The organism is Bacillus cereus (assembly GCF_002567495.1).
Classification (GTDB): domain Bacteria; phylum Bacillota; class Bacilli; order Bacillales; family Bacillaceae_G; genus Bacillus_A; species Bacillus_A cereus_AQ.
Map to the genome: position 1 here is coordinate 1 of NZ_NVAP01000030.1, position 20,863 is coordinate 20,863.

The following is a 20,863-nucleotide window of genomic DNA, read 5'->3' on the forward strand; positions in this document are numbered from 1 at the left end:
TTTATCAAGGTTATTTCTCTAAATAATTCCTTAGCATATAAAATTTGCATTATGTTGTCGAGAGCGCAAACATAACATGTGGACTGTATATCATATTCTTGCTCGATTAACATAACGTCCTATTATAAGAAGTTCTTCTCACCAACAATCCACGGCTTATTAACATGCTGTGAAGCATCCTCTTCACCTATATAAGCAGTTTCTTATTCATCCCGTTATATCAGTGGCTATAAGCTATCAGTTTCTTTATTTCCTATACTATATATGTATAAAATTCCGCATAAGCTAACGGCAAGTTTATGCTTCCAATTGCGGCAAACTTATAGGTAAAGTGACAAATCGCAGTACTTGCTTTTCACAACTACATATATAATAATATGAAAGCATCATTTAATTTTTGCAGCATGAGAGAAGCAAGAACCTCATGATTTACTATATATTTATCATTTTGGAATAAACATATTTAGCAGCAAATGATACAAAAAACTTGTATTAAAAATATAGCAAAAAATTTCAGGATTCAAAGGTCGATAATGCTGAATTTTTCAATTTGAGAGGAATATAAATTATGACTAAAGTTGATAAAGTTAAAGAAAAAATAATTGAAACAGCCTTGTATCTATTTAATACACAAGGGATTTCCCTCACATCCATCCAAGATATCATGGACGCTGCTTCTCTGCCTAAAGGCGCAATATATCGCCGATTTAAAAGTAAAGAAGAAATTGCATTGGCTGCATTTGATAAAGGTGGAGAAATCATATGGAAACATTTTTATGCGGCTATAGAAAATAAAGAGAATGTTATAGATAAAATTATTGCCATCTTCCTTGTATATCAAGATGCGGCCAACAATCCTCCAATAGCTGGTGGATGTCCTTTACTTAATGTTGCAATTGAAAGTACAGATGTTTTCCCTGAATTACATGCTGCAGCTGCAAAAGGATATGATAATACAGTAGTTCTAATGGAATCTCTTATTAAAGAAGGAATCGAAAAAAAAGAAATTAAAGATGATATAGATGTTATGTCACTCGCTTCTTTCCTTTCTTCTTCCATGGAAGGAGCTATTATGGCTAGTCGAGTATCAAAAAATAATATACACCATCATTATTTTATAGAACAAATAAGACATCTTCTTAATTCATATGCCAATTAAATCTTTTTAAACTGCTTGTATATTTTAAAACAAAAAGGCTCTTATGCTACTACGCATAAGAGCCTTTCTCACTAATATTATAAACAACTAGTTATATAAGAATCCTTTATACCAAGAAGTCCTTTCTACCATTATTCTAGGAAAATAAAGCTAGAGTCTCCCTTCACTATTAGTGGCATCTTCTTTTGGGAATTTAATAGTAAATCCTTCATTCCCCTTATTTCCTGTATTCATTTCTTGTTCCTCAGGAAATACAATGGAAGAATCATTACTTAAGTTTGGTGAAAAACCAAGTTTGGATAAAATGGCTTTTAAGTCAGGTAAAACACCAATTTTATCAGAAGTTGGATCATTAAATTTCGTTCCGGTGCTACAATCACTTAAAATATCCCTAAGCTGTCTAGTGTATATACTCTTCCCTGATTTTTTTTGGAAATTCCTTGAATGGATGCAGCAGAAACCTCTTCATAGGACCAACAAAAAATCATGAGGGAAGCCATACTCCCTATCCTTAATAAGGATAATTTCATTCTAGTATTCTTGTTAGTTTGATTAAAAAATGCTGGTAACTCTATCGAGATTCGATATTTTTAAATAAAGTGAAACTTTAATCAGTGGGGGTTTTGTTCATCCCCTACCTAACTTCTTTGCTTTCGCTGAATTTTGAGGTGGGGGTCTTACTGCCCGTTAATGCGGGATAAACTTCCTACTTTTTATCTAACCTGCTAATCTTATTCCACAACCTGGCCCGATTGCTGAATAAGAAAAAAAACTGCACATCAACACAGGATTTTGATCAAATTTTTTTACATATTATCAATCTTCATTTTAAATAATCAGACTTTTTATAAATTATCAAACTTTGTCTTAAAGCCACAGAGATTCAAAGGTTTTTATCTCCAAATATATTACAGAATCTTGCTAGAAAGATTTTCTTTTTGCAACGAATCAGTAAGTATCAGACAAAAGATTTAGTAGTTTTATGTGTATGAGTTAGTGAAAATGTCGGTAGAACCTCTTGAGTAAGTTAAGAGGGCTTGTAATTTGGGCTGTTTCCCCATAATAAAAAGGCAGTAACATTTTGTACATATCAAATATGTTCCTGCCTTTTTATTGAGTTTAACATCTATGACATAAATATAATGTTTTTCACTCCTTTTTTGATTTACTCCCTTTTTTAGAACGATATTCTTTTCCTTTATTATCATTACCAGTTTCAAATTCAGTGCTAAACTCCTGATTAAACTGGCCGGACTTTGGTGATCCTTGATTACCGCTCCCTTTACTACCGTTACGATTCGTCATATTTCTCCCTCCCTTCTTTGTATTAGTAGTATGGCGCTCTATCTTTTTTCATACACATTTTATTTTTTAACATCTATAACACACGAAAGAAGACCTTCCACATATAAGGAAGATCTTCTCTTTCATCACGTAAGCGTTTTCTTGTTTATAATCACTTAAATAAGTTTTTTGGAAATCGAAATCATTACATTCATTTCATCTTCTGAAAGTGCAGAGAATCTTTCTTGTAAATATTGTTTTTTCGCATCTTCCATTTTCGCAACTAAATCTTTTCCTTGTTCTGTAATCTCTAAATACACAACTCGGCGATCTGATGTAGAACGTGAACGAGTTACAAAACCTTTATTAATTAATTTTTCTGTAACAGCTGTAATATGACTATTCGACACATTTAATTCATTTGCTACACGCGATACCATTTCTTTATTCGTACGATTTAATATTCTAAGGACGATGAATTCATTCCACGGTATGTAACCACCAAATATTTTTCCGATATCATTACGCAACGTGCGAAACATAGCAAACACATTTGTCGATAGTTCTTCCATTAATTGCTCTCGATTTTGAGACAACTTTGACAGCTCCTTTTATTTCATTTAGTTAAATAAAAACCTTATTAATAATTTTACATGAAATCTTACTTTTTGTCACCTTATTTTCCCATAATTCGTAGTTTTTTAATATGTATTTCATGATAAAATGAAGTTATCTTTCAAAAAAAGGGTGTATTTTAATGCATGAGGAGGAGAAATTCTCAAATCTCAGCCTAAAAGATAAAACGATTATCATTAGTATTATTGCTCTTTTTCTCATTATAGTTTTTGCATTTATATTTTTTGTATATGTAGGGATTTTTCAAATTACAGGTATAGAGTATAGTTCACGTACTGCTTTACTTCTCTTTTTTTTATTAATCACTTTCTTAGACGGTATTACATTTTTCATCTTCAGTTTCTTCAAAGCACTGCTATATCCACTGACACAAAACATGCCAAATTGGATTTCTATTACTCTTTTCTCATTCATTGAAATGACACTAGATTGGTTCGTCATTCATACTGCTGATGATTGGATAGAAAGCATACAAATGTCCAACATAGCTGAATTATGTGTCGTACTATTCCTGTTTCTATTAAATAAATTATTAAGTGACAAGAAAGAGTAAGAATACAAGCTTTTCTATATAAAAATTGGTACAATGAAAGCAAATCTTACTAAAGAGGTGTTAATTATGAACTTGCAACAATGGGCTGATAAAGGTATGTCCTTTGATACATATGTGAATGAAATGAAAGTAAACCAATACGAGCTACTACACATTTACAATAACTTTTTAATTCCAAATGAATTACTTCCTGTTTTAGAAGAACGTCAAAATGATGGCTGGCGTGTTATCGTATTAACTGCTGATTGGTGTGGCGATGCTCTTTTATGTGTACCTGTTATGAAACGAATTTCTGAAGTTGCAAACATTGATATGAGTTTATTAATTCGCGATGAAAACTTAGAATTAATGGATCAATATTTAACAAATGGAACAGCACGTGCGATTCCAATTTTTATTTTCATTGATAAAGACGGAAATGAACAAGCCGTCTTTGGACCACGCGCTCCAAAAGTACAAGAATTAGTAACTTCCATGCGCGCTACATTACCTGAAAAAGAGGATCCAACATTCGAAGAAAAACAAAAAGAAATGTATGCTAATTTCCGTGCTACATTAGCTGATGATACTTCTCTTTGGGAACATGTAATGGAAAGCATGATGGAAAAAGTAGTAAAATAAAAACCTGCCGAGCTCGGCAGGTTTTTTTATTACATAATGAAGAAATAGAATACCGCAGCTAAAATGAAACGGTAGTAAGCGAACGGTGTTAGTTTTACACGAGCTAATAATTTTAAGAATGAAACAATTGCAAGCATCGCAACAACGAATGCAGTTACAAATCCTGTTGCAAATAGCGTTACATCTGCCGAGCTTAATACATCCCAGCTTTTAATTAAATCTAATCCAGTTGCAGCTACCATCATTGGTACTGCTAAAATGAACGTATATTCAGCTGCCGCTGTATGCGACACGCGAGCTAATAAACCACCACTTATTGTAGAACCCGAACGAGAAAACCCTGGCCAAAGTGCTAAACATTGGAACATTCCAATTGTAAATGCTTGCTTATATGTGATTTCATCTAACGTTCTTGCTGTACTTGGTTTTGAAAACTTCTCAGCAACAATCATTAAAATACCACCAGCTACTAAACTAATGACAACTGGTCCTGGACCAAATAAAACCTTTTTAATTGCACTATGGAATAATACACCTAGTATGCCGGCAGGAATCATCCCAATAATAATATGTAATAAATTTAACGATGGCCCTTCTTTTACTTTTCCAATTCCAACCAACGACCATAATCGTTTCCAAAATACAACTACAACCGCTAAAATCGATCCCAATTGGATTACAACTTCAAAAACTTTCGCTCTCTCGTCTTCAAATCCAATTAAGTGTCCTGTTAAAATCATATGTCCTGTTGATGATACTGGTAAAAACTCTGTTAAACCTTCAACAGCACCCATGATTAAACCAATTAACCAATCAGCCACAAGTAGTGCCTCCTTAATAACAAATAATATGTAATTTTTTCACACCTTATCATAATACCTTATCCCTTTTCAAAGTGCATCCTTTTTTTATTGAAACCCTATGTTGTAGGCGCGTATTTCTTTTCTAATCTTTGATTAAATTGTATGATAGTAAGAGTTTGTTTTTTTATGCGGAAAGGGGATTTTATGAAAGAAACTACTTCATACTCACAAAAGTTAAAGCAATTTGTATTACTATTTTTTCCGATTTTCGTAACGCAAATGTCATTATTTGCAATGAGTTTTTTCGATACAACAATGTCAGGACATGCAAGTCCAACTGATTTAGCAGGTGTCGCAATTGGAGCAAGTATATGGCTTCCAGTTAGTACGGGATTAACAGGAATTTTAATGGCTACTACTCCCATTGTTGCACAGCTCGTTGGATCCAAGAAAAAAGAGGACGTTCCCCACATTGTCATACAAGCAGTTTATTTAGCAATTTGTGCTAGCTTCGTTGTTATCCTCATCGGTTTCTTCGTCGTTTCACCTATTTTAAACGGCATGCGCTTAGAAGAACCTGTGGAACGTATTGCAGCTCAATTTTTAAGTATTATCGCAATAGGAATTATACCTTTATTCATTTACACTGTTTTACGTGGATTTATTGATGCATTAGGAAAAACTCGAACAACGATGATTATTACATTACTATCATTACCAATTAACGTAATATTAAATTACTTATTAATTTTTGGTAACTTCGGTTTCCCAAAACTTGGTGGTGTCGGAGCAGCAATTGCTTCCACTGCAACATATTGGTGCATTTTAATTATTACAGTCATTATTATTCAGACGAAAGAGCCTTTTGCTTCTTTCAACATTTTCAAACAATTATACCGCCCTTCTCTTTCGAGTTGGACAGCATTCTTAAAACTTGGCGTCCCTATCGGATTTGCTATCTTTTTTGAAACGAGTATTTTCGCTGCGGTAACACTTATGATGAGTAATTTTAGTACGACAACTATTGCAGCTCACCAAGCAGCTATGAACTTTGCTTCCTTGTTATATATGACTCCACTCAGTTTAGCAATGGCAATGACCATTGCGGTTGGATTCGAAGTTGGAGCAAAACGTTACAATAATGCAAAACAATATGGACTAATTGGAATTGGATTAGCCCTTGCCTTTGCTTTATTATATTCGATTCTTCTCTACTTCTTTGATGATCAAATTGCATCTATTTATACAACAGATGCAAAGGTTCATCATTTAGCAAAAGAATTTCTTATCTTTGCGATTTTATTTCAAATTTCAGATGCAATTGCAACCCCTGTACAAGGAGCCCTGCGTGGTTATAAAGATGTAAATGTTGCTCTAATTATGACGTTAATTGCTTATTGGATAATAGGTTTACCACTTGGTTACATATTAGCAACGTATACAGAATGGGCCGCGAAAGGCTATTGGATCGGTCTTATTATCGGTCTAGCATTTGGCGCTGGCTTCCTACTTATCCGTCTCTTTCAAGTACAGCGAAAATATACAACACAAAACAGCCGCCAATGATAAAGCGGCTGTTTTCTTTATGCATATTTTTTCTTGTAACGTATAATATAATGAAAAAGAAAGGTGGGTACAAATGGACGAAAAAGAAAAAAAGCAATCATTCGATGAAGAATTCGCCCCTGAAATTTCACCTGGATATCGGCAAGATGTACATAAGCCACCTAAATATAAAAACACTTCGTTTTTAATGGGCATTACCATTTTTGCTGCTGTATTACTCGTACTTATCATTTTCGTTTATTTTTGATGAAAGGTGATTTATTATATGAAGAAACAAGATTCCAATCGTTCAAAAAGAACTGTGAAAACAGAAAAAGGATATGCAGGTGATTCTGTTCTTACTCAAAAACAAGTCGAGCAAGGAAATTTATACATTGCTCAAAAAGAACTTGGTCAACAAAATGAAAATCTTTAAAGGGCCTCGATTCCTCGAGGGCCTTTTTATTCCGTATTAAGCAGTACACCCCCAAATATTCTATTGAGCAATGACTTTCCCTTATTGTACGTGCTGCTTTTGTTCTATCACCATAAATATATTATTAACCTTTACAATTTTCACTTCATAATTCAATTTCATTTCGCTTCTCTTACCATTTTCAGTACCCGCAACGTACGCTACAGCTTGATAGAGAAAACTCTCATCTGTCTCTTCACGTATCTCCTCATTTGTAAATTTATACTCTAAATCTTGAAAACGATTTGGATAATAATTTTTCATTAATTGTTCATACCCTCTATTTAAAAATATTTCTTCCCCTTTTCGTTTTACATCTTCTTTATTATTAAACTCAAACACTGATAGTTGCTCGGTCACAAAACGCTCTCCTACCTTTTTCATTTCATTATGAGTTAAGGTTTCTATACTTTTGTTCTTTAATTCCTGATTTAACTGATAGTGATCTATCGGTTTAAAGGTAGCAAAAACTGTTTCTTTATACGACCAAAACAAACAAAAAACGATAAATAACGAAGTGATTACTATTCTTTTCCTCACAATACACCCCTTCCTCATTTATAATAATAGTTATATTTTAACATATAGAAAGAAAATTCTGATATCATAAACTAGAATAACTTAACTTAGAAACGAGGAATGATTATGGACTCTTACAAACAATATATAAAAGAAGCTTTCCCTACTCTTTCTATACATTCATATAAACAAAATGAAGAAGGGTGGGATAATATAGCGGTGATAATAAATGATGAACTATTGTTTCGTTTCCCACGAAAACAGGAATATGCAAAGCGAATTCCTTTAGAAAAAGAACTATGCACAATTCTCTCTCATTCACTACAAGAAATCAAGGTTCCACAATATCACCTAATCTATAAAAATGATTCTGATGATGTTCCTCGTTGTAGTTACTATACTCTTATTCATGGTGAACCATTAAAAACAGAAACAGTTGCCAAGCTGGAGAATACAGAACTAAAAGCAATTATTACACAATTAGCTACTTTCCTTGCAGCACTACATAGTATTCCTTTAAAATCTGTTAAAGCGTTAGGATTTTCTACTGAAAAAACGCTTATCTACTGGAAAGAGCTACAAAAAACATTAAATCAGTATCTTGCTAATAACCTTACTTCATTACAGAAATCAACCTTAAATCGTTTATTCGAAAATTTCTTTGCGTGTATAGATACATCCACTTTTCAAAATACAATCATCCACGCTGATTTTACACAACATCACATTTTATTTAACAAGCAGAACAAAAGCATTTCAGGTGTTATCGATTTTGGTGATGCGCAAATTGGTGATCCTGCTTTTGATTTTGCAGGGCTATATTATGATTTCGGACATGAGTTTACTACATCTGTATATGAACAATACAGTACTCTTATTTCTCATCATGATCCATTACTCATTCACCGCATCACTACCTTTTATCAACACAGCCCTTTACTACATAATATTATTTATAACTTTGAAACAAAGAATGAACTTAAATTCATAGCAGATACAGAACAGCTAAAAGCAATATTACAGAGGTGAGATTACATTTTTTTCCTATGCGTGCGCTCCTCATATGTCATTAACTTTTTATCCATTTCTACAATGACTTTATACAATTGAAATGCCTGTAAAATTTGCAGTTGAATTTCAAAAGGAGCATTTTGTTCTTTTAACCATTGAAATACTTTCGTTTCATCTTCCATTGATTATTCCTCCTCTTATTAAAATCTGCTACAAATATACCGTAAATGATGAAAAGCTTTTCATGTCAATAACAAAAAAGGGTGCAAAATTGCACCCTTTAATGTACGATATTTTTCTTCTGTTTCGTTTCTTTCTTTATTTCTTCTCCTTGGCATTCACTTCGGAAAGCACAACTCATACACTCCGAACGAAAATGACGCTCTGTATAATGTTCAGGTTGTTGCAACATTTCTTTCATTCTAAATAAATCAGCCATTCCAGTTTTAATATCTTCCTTTGTTGGAACATATTCATACTTAGTTCCTTCTATTAAATTAATAACTTCAATTTTTCCTGGAAGAATGCCGAAAGCTTTATAACTGAATACTGTCATTAACTTCTGACAAAGAGCTAGCATTTCCTCATCCGCATCAACAACATATTTTTTAATTACAAATGACTCCGTACTCCACTCACCAACTTCAAATGTCAATGACATGTGGACACCTAACTCTTCCATATATGTTTGAAACTTCTCGTATAAAAACAATGGTGGTGTCTGACTATCATCCCTTTCAACAAACTGTAATAAGTGATCCGTTAGCTTCGCTAATACAATATAGTACTCCGTCTTCGAAGCAAACATATTAATCCTTACTTTTTTCCAATACTTTTCTATTAATATTAAAAGTACAATTTTCGTTTGTTGACCCGCAGGGAGCGTGTAATACTCGTTAATAATTTGATTCACAATCATTTGTGCTATTTGTTGCCATTCAAATGAAGAAGGTTCTCTTCTTTTTATATGACGGAAATAAAATTTATGCGGACAACGCATAAAATCATACAAATGATAATCTGTCATCGTTTTGATTGCGATTTTCTCATGCAATTGCTCTTCATCTCCCTTCTGCCATTAAGAAAGGTGTTTTACAAATTCAGCTCCAAACTGTAAACATTTTTCTACATCTTCATCTTCTGGCGTTAATTCTACTTTTAATCCTTCTAATACAACTGCTGCCCCACGCTCTTGCAGCTTTTCTATTAAAATGTCCACCGCCACGCCGTATTTCGGATAAGCCGAATCACAAGAACCGAATGCCGCTGCTTTTTTGCCAGTTAAATCAATAGAATCCATTGCATCATAAAAATCTAAGAAATCATCCGGAAGATCACCATCTCCCCAAGTATATGCACCTAAAATAATCCCATCATACTGTTCTAATATAGAAGCTTCTGGTGAATCCATAATATCAATAACTTCAATTTCATTTTCTGTTTCACGAATCACACCGGCAATATGATCAGCCATTTCCTCTGTATTTCCACTCATACTTGCAAAAATCATTACTAACTTACTCAACTGAACCTCTCCCTTTACTTTGTATCTCTTTTTCTGTTTGAATGCTCTTCTTCTCATCTACATATTCAGACCGAATTACATTTCGTTGCCATTCCATATGCTGATCAACATCTTTATTTTTATCTTTTAATCCCCTCCGCAGAAGGTGAAATTTTTTTCTCATTAACATGTCGCATCCATCCTATTGATAATAATTATCAATTTCAACTACATTTAGATTAATTGACATTGATTATCAATGTCAACAACTATTTTGAAAAAAATGATTAAAATGTACAAGCTTGTCCGTTAGCTATTCATATACTATAAATGAGCATAGTTCTTTCTCAGCCCTCTCTGACGGAAAGAAATAAAAGCAACTGCGATAGAGCGCAGTTGCCTTTTTTTGTTTTTCTATAATTTTAGTAACCTTATAGTCGTCTCTAAAAATAGCTCCACTCCATAAATTAATGCTGATTCATCCACGTCAAATTTCGGATGATGGTGTGGATAACACGTATCTATATTTTCATTACCTGTTCCTAATTTAATGAAACAACCTGGTGCTTTTCTTAAATATGCTGAAAAATCTTCCCCACCCATAGAAGGTTTAAGTCTCACAACACGCTCACTCCCGAATAAATGTAATGCACTTTCTTCTACCACTTTTGTAATATACTCATTATTAATAACTGGATCATACCCGTAACGATACGTATATGTATAATCTCCTCCATGTGCTTTTGTAATTCCTTTCACAATTTGCTCAATTTTCGCTTCTGCTTCTATTCTTAATGTTTGATTAAAAGAGCGTACAGTTCCCATTAAAGTTGCGGTATTGGGAATAATATTGTCAGCCGTTCCCCCATGAAATTGCGTAACTGAAACAACCCTTTGCATAAAAGCACTTGTATTTCTTGATACGATATGTTGTAAATTTGTAATAATCTGTGCTCCGATAGCAATAGGATCAATCGTTTCTTCTGGCCGCGCCGCATGTCCTCCTTTGCCTTGAATCTCAACTGTAAATACGTCTGGCGCTGCCATCATCGGTCCATATGCAATTCCTATCTTCCCGTTTTCCAAGCCAGACATAACATGTAAACCTATTACATAATCAACACCGTCCATAACGCCCGCTTCGACCATTTCTTGTCCACCACCAGGGTATACCTCTTCTGCATGTTGAAAGAATAGACGAATTTCCCCTACAAACTCTTCCTTCATATTAGAAAGCGCCTCTGCTGTACTTAATAAAATAGCTGCATGCGCATCATGTCCACAAGCATGCATCATGCCTCTATGAACAGACGTATAAGGTTTACTTGTTTCCTCTTGAATTGGTAAAGCATCTATATCCGCTCGAATCGCAATTACTTTCCCTTGCCTCACGCCTCTTTTAATTGCTAACACACTGTATTTCGTTGGTCTCATTACTTCAAAAGAAGAAAATGAGCATAACGTATCATATATAAATTGCGAAGTTTCTTTTTCATGAAATGATAATTCTGGATACTTATGAAAATGCCGTCTCCATTTCATGATATTTGCTTCCGAAATAAGACTCTTCCACACCTTATTCATGATAGTTTCCTCCTTTTAAATTTATAGTTTACTGAGCCCTTGTTGATTGAACGAAAAAACAAATATTATATTTTCACGCCTTCTCACAATCCACTTTTATACATTCATACAATCCACTTTCTATTTACATGTCAAACCCATTACAAATTCGTCCCAAATGTAATATAATTGCTAAGTTGGGGATTTTCTTTTTTAGTATTTAGTGCTAATATCAGAAAAGAGCCTTTTGACTTATTTTTACCTAAAATGTGGGATTTTGTTTTTTTCACAATAATGTAGGACATGATACCTACAAAGAGCTATTATTTCATTAAGAGAGGGAAAGACATGGAAAGATTAAAAGAGATATGGTCTCGACCACTCACACAATGGGTTGCAAAGACGGTTTATTACCTTGCAATTTTATTTGCATTACTTTGGTTGTATGGATTCCATGATACAAACACAAGTACATTTATTTACAATGAATTCTAGGGTGGGAACGTTATGAAGTTATTAGAACAAATTGAAAAGTGGGCTGCAGAAACGCCTGATCAAACCGCTTTTGTTTGGCGAGATGCGAAAATTACGTACAAACAATTAAAGGAAGATTCTGATGCGTTAGCACATTGGATTTCTTCTGAGTATCCAGACGATCGTTCACCAATTATGGTGTATGGCCATATGCAACCTGAAATGATTATTAACTTTTTAGGATGTGTAAAAGCTGGACATGCTTACATTCCTGTAGATTTATCTATCCCAGCTGATCGTGTACAACGTATCGCTGAAAATTCTGGTGCGAAATTACTTTTATCGGCAGCAGCAGTAACTGTAACTGATTTACCAGTTCGCATCGTAAGTGAAGACAACTTAAAAGATATTTTCTTTACTCATAAAGGGAAAACTCCAAATCCTGAACATGCGGTAAAAGGTGATGAGAACTTCTACATTATTTACACATCAGGAAGCACAGGTAATCCGAAAGGGGTTCAGATTACTTATAACTGCCTTGTAAGCTTTACAAAATGGGCTGTAGAAGATTTCAACTTACAAACAGGGCAAGTATTCTTAAACCAAGCACCTTTCTCATTCGATTTATCTGTCATGGATATTTACCCATCATTAGTAACAGGTGGTACACTTTGGGCAATCGATAAAGATATGATTGCACGTCCAAAAGACTTGTTTGCTTCTTTAGAGCAATCGGATATTCAAGTATGGACTTCTACACCTTCTTTTGCTGAAATGTGTTTAATGGAAGCATCTTTCTCTGAGAGTATGCTACCAAACATGAAAACATTCTTATTCTGCGGTGAAGTGTTACCAAATGAAGTGGCTAGAAAATTAATTGAGCGTTTCCCAAATGCAACAATTATGAATACGTACGGTCCAACAGAAGCTACTGTTGCTGTCACGGGTATTCACGTTACAGAAGAAGTACTTAATCAATACAAATCACTTCCAGTTGGCTACTGTAAATCAGACTGTCGCCTTCTTATTATGAAAGAAGACGGCACGATTGCACCTGATGGTGAAAAAGGTGAAATCGTAATTGTCGGTCCAAGTGTAAGCGTTGGATATTTAGGAAGCCCTGAATTAACAGAAAAAGCATTTACTATAATTGACGGTGAGCGCGCCTATAAAACAGGTGATGCTGGCTATGTTGAAAATGGTCTTCTATTCTATAATGGTCGTCTTGATTTCCAAATTAAGCTTCATGGTTATCGAATGGAATTAGAAGAAATTGAGCATCACCTTCGTGCGTGTTCTTACGTAGAAGGAGCAGTTATTGTTCCAATTAAAAAAGGTGAGAAATACGATTATTTATTAGCGGTTGTTGTTCCTGGAGAGCATTCGTTTGAAAAAGAATTCAAATTAACATCTGCAATCAAAAAAGAACTCAATGAGCGATTACCAAACTACATGATTCCACGTAAATTCATGTATCAATCTTCTATTCCAATGACACCAAATGGAAAGGTAGATCGCAAAAAATTATTGAGTGAGGTTACAGCATGACCGCATATGGATCATTTTATTTTTTCACTATAGTGGGCATTTTATTAATACCTACTATCATAGCTGGATTAAAAGGTAAAATGTTGCGTAAATATAATGCCGTTTTAACATTAGTCATGATTGCTATTATCTTCTCGGATAAACCGAAGCAAGCGATTATGTTAGCCGCATTTATTATTTGGCAATATGCCCTTATTAAAGGCTATTTAATTTTAAGAAAACAAAATAATAGTACATTCACATTTTGCATAGCTGTTATTTTATCGATTTTGCCTCTTATTTTGGCAAAAATCGCACCGTTTGCATCGTTGTTACCTGAGTTAAAGCTTGTTGTTTTTCTAGGTATATCTTACGTAACATTCAGAGCAGTTCAAATGGTATTTGAAGTTCGTGATGGTTTAATTAAAGATCTTTCTTTCTTTAACTTCTGGGAATTCGTTTTATTTTTCCCTGCGATTTCAACGGGACCTATCGATCGTTACCGAAGATTCCAAAAAGATATTCAAAAGCCTCCTAGTGCTGAAGAATATCAAAATTTACTATATACAGGACTAAATCGTATTTTCCAAGGTTTCTTGTATAAATTTATTATTGCTTACTTAATAAAGCAATATTGTATGGATCCAGCATTCGCTCAACACGATACAATCTTTTCAAATATGATTTACATGTATAGCTATAGCTTATATCTATTCTTTGATTTTGCTGGTTATAGCTCTTTTGTAATTGGTGTAAGTTATATGATGGGGATTAAAACGCCAGAAAACTTTAATAAGCCCTTCCTTAGTCGTAATATTAAAGACTTCTGGAACCGCTGGCACATGAGTTTATCATTCTGGTTCCGTGATTTTATTTACATGCGTTTCGTCTTTTTTGCAACGAAGAAAAAGTTAATTAAGAACCGTTATACAATTTCGTATATCGGTGCATTTTTAAACTTCTTCATTATGGGAATTTGGCACATCCAAGGAAGCGCTGTTGCGCAGTATATTATTTATGGTCTATATCATGCCGCACTGTTTATTTTATTCGATATTTTCGAACGAAAAAACAAGAAGCATAAGTTTTGGCCAAACAATAAATTTACACGCATCCTTGCGATTGTAATTACGTTCCACGTTGTATGTTTCGGTTTCCTAATTTTCTCTGGACACCTTAACAGATACTTTTAATGCACCCTTCTTATTCCATTAAGAAGTTGCACATATAATATATTTCGGATATAAAGGAGATTTTAAAAATGGCAGAATTCAAAGAGCAAGTATTAGATATTTTAGAAGAAGTATGTGAAAACGATATTGTGAAAGAAAACTTAGATGTTCAATTATTTGAAGAAGGTATTCTTGATTCTTTCGCTGTAGTATCTTTATTAGTTGAATTCCAAGAGCGTTTAGATATTGAAGTTTCTATTTCTGATTTTGACCGTGACGAGTGGGCTACACCAAACATGGTTATTAAGAAGTTGGAAGAAATCCGATGAACAAAGCAAAATTTGGTCCGATGCTTTTAGCATTGGCCCTTTTTGCTGTATTCTTACTTATTCCAACGCGCTTCCTACTTCCACTTTTAAGTGATGAAAAAGTAGAACAAGCTGCTACTTCTTTAAAAGAAGAAAAGATTCAAAGTATGATTTTACAGCAAAAGATGTTAGCAGACCCGAAATACCTTCCGATGTATGGTTCATCGGAATTCGCACGTATGGATGCATTCCATCCATCGAATTATTTCAAAGTAAAGCCTGAAGGATTCACACCATTCCTTCTTGGACGCGGCGGAACACAAGACCTTGTACATGTGTTAAACTTCGCATCTACAATGGATCAATTGAAAGATAAGAAAATAGTATTCGTTCTTTCTCCGCAATGGTTTGTACCACAAGGTATTGATGAAACGCACTTTGCACCTAACTTTTCAAAACAACAAGGTTACCACTTCATTTTCAACAATGATTTAAAACCTGAAATGAAAAAACAAATTGCAAAGCGTTTATTAAACTTTGAGATTGTTAAAAAAGAAACTTTATTAAAAATTTCGCTTGAAGGTATCGCTTATGATGATACGAAATATAAAGTAAAAGCACTTGCTGCTAAACCTTTCGCTTATATTTACCGTAACATTTTAGATCGTAAAGATTTATTTACAGCAATGTTTAACATTAAACCGCACAAAGAAAAACTTGACCCTTCATTAAAACAAATGAACTGGGAAGAGGCTCGTAAACATGCGGATCAAACAGGTGCAGTAGAATCTGGATCTAACGAATACGGTATTGAAGATGATTATTTCAATAGCAAAATTAAGAAGAAACTAAAGCAACGTGAAGGCTACTTAAAAAATGATGCTTATGACCAATCGCCAGAATATGAAGATTTACAAATTGTACTTGATTTATTAAAACAATCTGGTGCAAAACCACTCTTCATTTCAGTTCCTGTAAAAGGTCCGTGGTACGATTACGCTGGATTCCCGAAAGAACGACGCGAATTATACTATAAGAAAGTTCATGAGCAAATTGAGAAAGCTGGTTACCCAATTGCCGACTTCTCAAATCATGAGTATGATAAATACTTCTTAAAAGATCATATGCACTTAGGTTGGAAAGGCTGGGTTTACATCGACGAAGCTATCCAACAATTTTATAAAGCAAATTAATGAAAAGACCGCTTGAATTACTCAAGTGGTCTTTTTGTATATATTTTGTAATTGTTCGATTGCGTTCTCCGCTTCTTTCACAACTCGCTCCACTACATGCTGAGCTGATTCGATTCGTGCTAATGATGCTGCCTGTCCTGCCCAAAGCGACATATATTCTTCCTTATTTTGCTTCGCTGCCTCTTGGCGTATTTTAGAAGTTAATACATTTTGCACTGGATACATCGGAAGCCCTTCTTCTTTTCCTTCATGTCTCTCTATAAATTCATTCCGAATACCGCGTGCATATTTCCCGGAAAACGCACGAGTTACAGTTGTGCTCGTATCTGTACTTTGTAAAACCGCTTCTTTATACACATCGTGCGTAATACTCTCTTCACTTGTTAAAAAGGCCGATCCCATTTGAACACCTTCCGCTCCTAGTACCAATGCCGCAACAAGCCCTTTCCCGTTCATTACACCACCTGCTGCAACAATTGGGATATGCGGAACAGCTACTACTAACTGAGGTATTAACGCAAACGTACCAATCATAGCATCTCGTTCTTTCCCAATAAACGTTCCTCTATGCCCTCCTGCTTCGCTACCTTGCCCGATAATAATATCTACTCCTAGGTCGGCAAGTACTTTCGCTTCCTCCACATGGGTAGCTGTTCCGATAACTTTTATTCCGTTTCTTTTTAAATCGTTTATTTCTTCTTTTTCTAACGTTTGAAATGCAAAGCTAACGACCGGTACTTTTTCATCTAATAGCACTTGTAATTGTTCCTTATAGCATTTTGGAAGCTTTAACATCCCTTCTACTTCTATACCTAATTCTCTATTCACTCCACTTAGTAATACTTTCGCCTCATTTACCTTCTCTTCTTCTATCTGTATCTCTTTCGTTAAAAGTAAATTAACACCGAAAGGCTTATCTGTTAGTTCTCTTATTCTATAAATCGCTTCGCGAATTTGTTCTGGGCTCATATATCCTGCTCCAAGCGTCCCTAATCCTCCGCTATTACTTACTGCTGCAACAAGTTCTGGGGTCGTAATCGCGCCTGCCATACCTGCTTGAACGACGGGGTACTCAATTTTTAATATGTCTGTTACTCGACTTGTAAACATCATTTTCCCTCCTATTCCCCTTATATCTTCTTTATTTGATAAGCTTTCCCCTGCTTTTGCAAGGGTTGGACTTCATATGAAGCGAATATATTGAAAGAGAAGGAGGCTGAGCATAATGATTTATCCAAATTCATTAAAACAAGGTGATACAGTGATGATTATTGCACCATCTGGTCCACCTACAATTGAAAATGTATTAAAAGGTGTGAATGTATTACAAGAAATGGGGTTATCCGTAATAATCGGGAAGAGTGTTTACGAGAAGTATGGATTTTTAGCCGGAAGTGATCAAGTTCGGCTTGACGATATACATGAGGCATTTACAAATAATGAAGTGAAGGCGATTTTTTGTGCACGAGGTGGTTATGGAAGCGCTCGTCTCCTTCCTCACATTCAATATGAAGTCATTCAACAGAATCCAAAAATCTTTTGGGGATATAGCGATATAACAGCTTTACATACTGCCTTTTCACGCTATGCAAAGCTTGTAACATTTCATGGTCCGATGATTGAAGAACTAGGAAAAGGTATTGATTCCCTCTCTTTATCCTCTTTCAATCAGCTATTCCATCCGTATTCAACCATTTTATCTGCATCAGAATGTATCGTACCTAGCTCTCACTGTACAGTTACAGGTACGTTAGTGGGAGGAAATTTAGCTGTGTTAACAAGTATAATCGGCTCACCCTACGAGATAAATACGGACAATAAACTTTTATTGCTTGAAGACATTGGAGAAGAACCGTACCGCATTGACCGTATGTTAAATCAGCTACTTTTATCTGGAAAGTTTAAGGAATGCAGCGGCGTTATTTTCGCAAGCTGTCACGACTGCACTCCTTCAAAACCATCTCAATCATTGCAAACAATATTATATGAATATTTCACGCCACATCATATACCTGTCCTATTCGGTTTACCGATTGGACATATAAGCCCAAACATCGGTATTCCACTTGGAGCTACAGCGTCAATAAACACGAATAATAAAACAGTCTCTATTTCTTCCGGTGTAGCCACTCTATGTTCAAATTAAAAAGGAAAAGCGATTACGCTTTTCCTTTTACTTATAGTAATTAAAAATTCGTCCAGATGCGATATCTGCAATTTCTTCTGGAATAAATGTTTTACTTATATCAGTACCGACATTTAATACAGCTGTTGCATCTTTCTCGATGCTACCAAATAATCGATTTCCACGTATCGTAATAAGGGGCGTATCTTCTGGCAACACGTCTTTTACAAATTCCATTTGTGTAAAGAACGGAACGATCCATCTACCTTCTCCTTGGAAATGACGCAAGCGAAGTATTCCTTCGGTTGCCCCTTCCTCTGCTTCTAGTGACCCAGCAACATAAAACTCTGTTGATAAGAGCAATTCATAAAATTCCTTTTGCTTTTGTTTATCATCCCCTGCTAAAACAAGTACTTCTTCTATTTTTTTTACTGGAATTTGCTCCATATGATGCCACCCCTATTTTCAAAATGATTGTACTTAGATTATACGAAATATTCTTATTTTTTTCTACATAATTCGCAATTATTTTCTCGAAATAATTTTAATACTTCTTTTGTCGTCACAATCGTAGCAAATTCTTCATGTAAATTTACAAGCGTCATATTGTGAATCTCTTCTGCACTATACTCTTTACCATCTAGACCTTTGCGGTTAAAAGTAGCCGTTGCATCACTCACTAAATACGTTGTAAATCCTAAATTCCCTGCCATTCGTGTCGTAGTTTCCACACAATGATTTGTCGTTAATCCTACAATTACTACCTTATTACATTTTCTCTCTCGCAATTGTTCTTCTAAATTCGTCTCAATGAACGCACTATTAACAGATTTTTGAATAATTACTTCACCTGGTAATGGTTTCACTTCTCCTTTAAAGTTTACTGTTTCTGCTCCTTCATAAAACATCGACTGAGCATTTTCTTTATTTACATGTTGAATATGAAAAACTGGTAGTTTCCTTTTTCTCCACTCGTCTAACAAAATCCTCATGTTTTCTTCAGCAAAAATATTATTTCTCTCGCCCCAATATGGTAATTGAAATGCCTTTTGTACATCGATTATGATAAGTGCTATTTGATTTGTCATCATTTCCCCCTTAATTTGGCTGTAATTGAAATAGAAAACCAAGTTGTTGTGACGCCGTAATAAAGCAAACATAGGCGCAAAGCTCTACAATTTCTTTTTCTGTCCAATATTGTTTTAATACATGAAACATAGTATCATCCATCGCATTTCGGTCATGAACAAATGTATGCGCAAAAGTAACAGCTACACCAATCTCCTCTGCCTTTTGCACATCATCAGGTCTTCCCTTTGCCATGCAGTATGGGCATTTATTCCCATACGCTAATGTTCTTCTCACTTGCTCCTTCAACTCTGCTGAAAGAGTTCCTTTATTGTACAGTGTATCCTCTAACGTACTCCACGAATGTAATATATCCGGATTATAACCTAATAACCTTTGAAACTTTGTATCTCCTACATTTGATAATGAAATTCTCTCCATCATTTCCCCTCCTATTTCCTTCTGTTTTATTGTAAAATAAATAAGGTTCACTTTACATTTCATATGAATCTTAATTTATATTTTTCCCTTTCAAAAATTTTCATTTTACTGGAGGTATATTTACAAATGCAACTAGACCGTGTTGATCGAAAAATTTTAAATGAATTATATAATGATAGTCGTCTTTCCATGCGTGAATTGGCGAAACGAGTAAACTTATCTGCCCCATCTACTGCAGAACGTGTTCGTAAACTCGAAAGCGAAGGTGTTATTCAAAAATACACAATCGATATTGATTATAAAAAGGCAGGACTAGTTTTAGATTGTATTTTAGAAATCACCTTGAAAAATGGTGATACAACACGTATGCAACAGTTTATTCAATCTTATCCATCTGCAAGTTTTTGTTACCGTGTAACAGGCAGCTTATGCTACATCGTAAAAATTTCTGTTCCTTCACTCGTTGAACTTGAAGAATTTATCAATGATGTTTCTTCATATGCAACGACAGTTTCTCATATCGTATTATCAGAAGTATCTCTTACTCCTGATATTGAACATATCTTCCCAGAAGATTAATTTATTTTTATTCATAAATTATAAAAAAACCCCTTACAATAAGAATAAAAATAATATATTATGTATTAAAATACATAAAGTTCGAGAAAGGGGCTTTACATTGAAAATCTGGTTTTATGAAAAAACGGCACAATTAGATGACTTGCTTGGTATTTGGGACAATGTTCCGACCATCCCTCGAATTGGTGAAAAAGTGGAGATTTTAAAAACAGTCCGCACTGTTACAGATATTAAATATGTAAAGAACGGTAATAATTTTCGTGTAGAAATTATTACAAATTAAAAAGTAGCTCTTTAGGAGCT

At 34.5% G+C, this 20,863-nt stretch carries 28 protein-coding genes and 1 pseudogene; 15 read left to right on the plus strand and 14 right to left on the minus strand.

What is annotated here, in order from left to right; all coding sequences use genetic code 11:
• The first annotated feature begins 568 nt into the window (after positions 1-568).
• Positions 569-1,159 (plus strand): TetR/AcrR family transcriptional regulator, encoded by a 591-nt coding sequence (locus tag COK05_RS14175; RefSeq protein ID WP_098613085.1) that lies wholly within the window; start codon positions 569-571, stop codon positions 1,157-1,159.
• A 131-nt stretch (positions 1,160-1,290) separates the two neighbouring features.
• Here the strand turns inward: COK05_RS14175 and COK05_RS14180 are convergent.
• The 3 genes and pseudogenes from COK05_RS14180 to COK05_RS14190 form a co-directional block, all read right to left on the minus strand.
• Positions 1,291-1,617: pseudogene (locus COK05_RS14180) on the minus strand (peptidase S8); the annotation flags it as partial.
• A gap of 691 nt (positions 1,618-2,308) precedes the next feature.
• On the minus strand, positions 2,309-2,464 hold the full coding sequence (locus COK05_RS14185) for a hypothetical protein (protein WP_000184928.1): 156 nt from the start codon (positions 2,462-2,464) through the stop codon (positions 2,309-2,311).
• Between the two features lie 155 nt (positions 2,465-2,619).
• Positions 2,620-3,039, minus strand: coding sequence for a MarR family winged helix-turn-helix transcriptional regulator (locus COK05_RS14190; protein WP_000081432.1), 420 nt, complete (start codon positions 3,037-3,039; stop codon positions 2,620-2,622).
• A 161-nt stretch (positions 3,040-3,200) separates the two neighbouring features.
• On the opposite strand from COK05_RS14190, the gene COK05_RS14195 reads away from it, so the two are divergent.
• A complete protein-coding gene (locus COK05_RS14195) occupies positions 3,201-3,632 on the plus strand; it encodes a YrvL family regulatory protein (protein ID WP_098613086.1) in 432 nt (143 codons plus the stop codon).
• Positions 3,633-3,665: 33 nt separating this feature from the next.
• Positions 3,666-4,253 carry a thioredoxin family protein gene (locus COK05_RS14200; protein ID WP_141539099.1) on the plus strand — a complete coding sequence of 196 codons (588 nt, stop codon included), beginning with the start codon at positions 3,666-3,668 and terminating at the stop codon, positions 4,251-4,253.
• Between the two features lie 29 nt (positions 4,254-4,282).
• On the opposite strand, the gene uppP is transcribed toward COK05_RS14200, so the two are convergent.
• Positions 4,283-5,074: a bacitracin resistance undecaprenyl-diphosphatase gene (gene uppP, locus COK05_RS14205; RefSeq protein ID WP_098613088.1), complete on the minus strand. Its 792-nt coding sequence runs from the start codon at positions 5,072-5,074 to the stop codon at positions 4,283-4,285.
• Between the two features lie 186 nt (positions 5,075-5,260).
• Between uppP and COK05_RS14210 the strand changes: the two genes are divergently transcribed.
• The 3 genes from COK05_RS14210 (at position 5,261) to COK05_RS31335 (ending at position 7,037) form a co-directional block, all read left to right on the plus strand.
• Positions 5,261-6,622 (plus strand): MATE family efflux transporter, encoded by a 1,362-nt coding sequence (locus COK05_RS14210; RefSeq protein WP_098613089.1) that lies wholly within the window; start codon positions 5,261-5,263, stop codon positions 6,620-6,622.
• 73 nt (positions 6,623-6,695) lie between these two features.
• Positions 6,696-6,869: a hypothetical protein gene (locus COK05_RS14220; protein WP_000343559.1), complete on the plus strand. Its 174-nt coding sequence runs from the start codon at positions 6,696-6,698 to the stop codon at positions 6,867-6,869.
• Positions 6,870-6,887: 18 nt separating this feature from the next.
• Positions 6,888-7,037, plus strand: a complete 150-nt coding sequence (locus tag COK05_RS31335) for a hypothetical protein (protein ID WP_000743739.1) — start codon at positions 6,888-6,890, stop codon at positions 7,035-7,037.
• 81 nt (positions 7,038-7,118) lie between these two features.
• On the opposite strand, the gene COK05_RS14230 is transcribed toward COK05_RS31335, so the two are convergent.
• On the minus strand, positions 7,119-7,634 hold the full coding sequence (locus tag COK05_RS14230; protein ID WP_098613090.1) for a biotin transporter BioY: 516 nt from the start codon (positions 7,632-7,634) through the stop codon (positions 7,119-7,121).
• A gap of 87 nt (positions 7,635-7,721) precedes the next feature.
• Between COK05_RS14230 and COK05_RS14235 the strand changes: the two genes are divergently transcribed.
• Entirely contained in the window at positions 7,722-8,624 is a 903-nt protein-coding gene (locus tag COK05_RS14235) for an aminoglycoside phosphotransferase family protein (RefSeq protein ID WP_098613091.1), read from the plus strand.
• A 2-nt stretch (positions 8,625-8,626) separates the two neighbouring features.
• Here COK05_RS14235 and COK05_RS31340 read toward each other — a convergent pair whose 3' ends face one another.
• The 5 genes from COK05_RS31340 to COK05_RS14260 all read right to left on the minus strand — a co-directional run bounded on the left by COK05_RS31340 (position 8,627) and on the right by COK05_RS14260 (position 11,694).
• The gene (locus COK05_RS31340) at positions 8,627-8,788 is read right to left on the minus strand and encodes a hypothetical protein (protein ID WP_098613092.1); all 162 of its coding nucleotides are present in this window, start codon (positions 8,786-8,788) and stop codon (positions 8,627-8,629) included.
• Between the two features lie 98 nt (positions 8,789-8,886).
• Entirely contained in the window at positions 8,887-9,660 is a 774-nt protein-coding gene (locus tag COK05_RS14245) for a hypothetical protein (protein ID WP_098613093.1), read from the minus strand.
• A 24-nt stretch (positions 9,661-9,684) separates the two neighbouring features.
• Positions 9,685-10,131, minus strand: coding sequence for a flavodoxin (locus COK05_RS14250; RefSeq protein WP_098613094.1), 447 nt, complete (start codon positions 10,129-10,131; stop codon positions 9,685-9,687).
• Positions 10,124-10,300, minus strand: coding sequence for a hypothetical protein (locus COK05_RS31345; protein ID WP_000929009.1), 177 nt, complete (start codon positions 10,298-10,300; stop codon positions 10,124-10,126). The genes COK05_RS14250 and COK05_RS31345 overlap by 8 nt, the downstream gene beginning before the upstream one ends.
• A gap of 224 nt (positions 10,301-10,524) precedes the next feature.
• Complete coding sequence (locus tag COK05_RS14260) at positions 10,525-11,694, minus strand: amidohydrolase (protein WP_098613095.1); 1,170 nt, start codon at positions 11,692-11,694, stop codon at positions 10,525-10,527.
• A 327-nt stretch (positions 11,695-12,021) separates the two neighbouring features.
• Here COK05_RS14260 and COK05_RS14265 point away from each other — a divergent pair, with 327 nt between their 5' ends.
• From COK05_RS14265 to dltD, 5 genes are all read left to right on the plus strand, one after another.
• The gene (locus tag COK05_RS14265) at positions 12,022-12,168 is read left to right on the plus strand and encodes a teichoic acid D-Ala incorporation-associated protein DltX (RefSeq protein ID WP_000440293.1); all 147 of its coding nucleotides are present in this window, start codon (positions 12,022-12,024) and stop codon (positions 12,166-12,168) included.
• Between the two features lie 12 nt (positions 12,169-12,180).
• Positions 12,181-13,695: a D-alanine--poly(phosphoribitol) ligase subunit DltA gene (dltA, locus tag COK05_RS14270; RefSeq protein ID WP_098613096.1), complete on the plus strand. Its 1,515-nt coding sequence runs from the start codon at positions 12,181-12,183 to the stop codon at positions 13,693-13,695.
• Positions 13,692-14,867, plus strand: coding sequence for a D-alanyl-lipoteichoic acid biosynthesis protein DltB (gene dltB / locus COK05_RS14275; RefSeq protein WP_098613097.1), 1,176 nt, complete (start codon positions 13,692-13,694; stop codon positions 14,865-14,867). The genes dltA and dltB overlap by 4 nt, the downstream gene beginning before the upstream one ends.
• Before the next feature lie 68 nt (positions 14,868-14,935).
• Positions 14,936-15,175: a D-alanine--poly(phosphoribitol) ligase subunit DltC gene (gene dltC / locus COK05_RS14280; RefSeq protein WP_000807310.1), complete on the plus strand. Its 240-nt coding sequence runs from the start codon at positions 14,936-14,938 to the stop codon at positions 15,173-15,175.
• Positions 15,172-16,347 carry a D-alanyl-lipoteichoic acid biosynthesis protein DltD gene (gene dltD, locus COK05_RS14285; RefSeq protein WP_098613098.1) on the plus strand — a complete coding sequence of 392 codons (1,176 nt, stop codon included), beginning with the start codon at positions 15,172-15,174 and terminating at the stop codon, positions 16,345-16,347. Before dltC ends, dltD begins: the two co-directional genes overlap by 4 nt.
• A gap of 21 nt (positions 16,348-16,368) precedes the next feature.
• Here dltD and COK05_RS14290 read toward each other — a convergent pair whose 3' ends face one another.
• The gene (locus COK05_RS14290) at positions 16,369-17,457 is read right to left on the minus strand and encodes an NAD(P)H-dependent flavin oxidoreductase (protein WP_098613099.1); all 1,089 of its coding nucleotides are present in this window, start codon (positions 17,455-17,457) and stop codon (positions 16,369-16,371) included.
• Between the two features lie 115 nt (positions 17,458-17,572).
• On the opposite strand from COK05_RS14290, the gene COK05_RS14295 reads away from it, so the two are divergent.
• Positions 17,573-18,493, plus strand: a complete 921-nt coding sequence (locus COK05_RS14295) for a S66 peptidase family protein (protein ID WP_098613100.1) — start codon at positions 17,573-17,575, stop codon at positions 18,491-18,493.
• 27 nt (positions 18,494-18,520) lie between these two features.
• On the opposite strand, the gene COK05_RS14300 is transcribed toward COK05_RS14295, so the two are convergent.
• Genes COK05_RS14300 through COK05_RS14310 form a run of 3 tightly spaced genes read right to left on the minus strand, consistent with a single transcriptional unit; the run spans position 18,521 to position 19,981 of the window.
• The gene (locus tag COK05_RS14300; RefSeq protein WP_098613101.1) at positions 18,521-18,919 is read right to left on the minus strand and encodes an SseB family protein; all 399 of its coding nucleotides are present in this window, start codon (positions 18,917-18,919) and stop codon (positions 18,521-18,523) included.
• A gap of 53 nt (positions 18,920-18,972) precedes the next feature.
• Positions 18,973-19,560 carry a cysteine hydrolase family protein gene (locus COK05_RS14305; RefSeq protein ID WP_141539100.1) on the minus strand — a complete coding sequence of 196 codons (588 nt, stop codon included), beginning with the start codon at positions 19,558-19,560 and terminating at the stop codon, positions 18,973-18,975.
• Between the two features lie 10 nt (positions 19,561-19,570).
• Positions 19,571-19,981, minus strand: coding sequence for a carboxymuconolactone decarboxylase family protein (locus tag COK05_RS14310; RefSeq protein ID WP_098613103.1), 411 nt, complete (start codon positions 19,979-19,981; stop codon positions 19,571-19,573).
• A gap of 126 nt (positions 19,982-20,107) precedes the next feature.
• Here COK05_RS14310 and COK05_RS14315 point away from each other — a divergent pair, with 126 nt between their 5' ends.
• Both COK05_RS14315 and COK05_RS14320 read left to right on the plus strand, forming a co-directional pair.
• Complete coding sequence (locus COK05_RS14315) at positions 20,108-20,560, plus strand: Lrp/AsnC family transcriptional regulator (protein WP_001175498.1); 453 nt, start codon at positions 20,108-20,110, stop codon at positions 20,558-20,560.
• A gap of 100 nt (positions 20,561-20,660) precedes the next feature.
• Entirely contained in the window at positions 20,661-20,843 is a 183-nt protein-coding gene (locus COK05_RS14320) for a DUF3913 family protein (protein WP_000707107.1), read from the plus strand.
• The last annotated feature ends 20 nt before the right edge of the window (positions 20,844-20,863 follow it).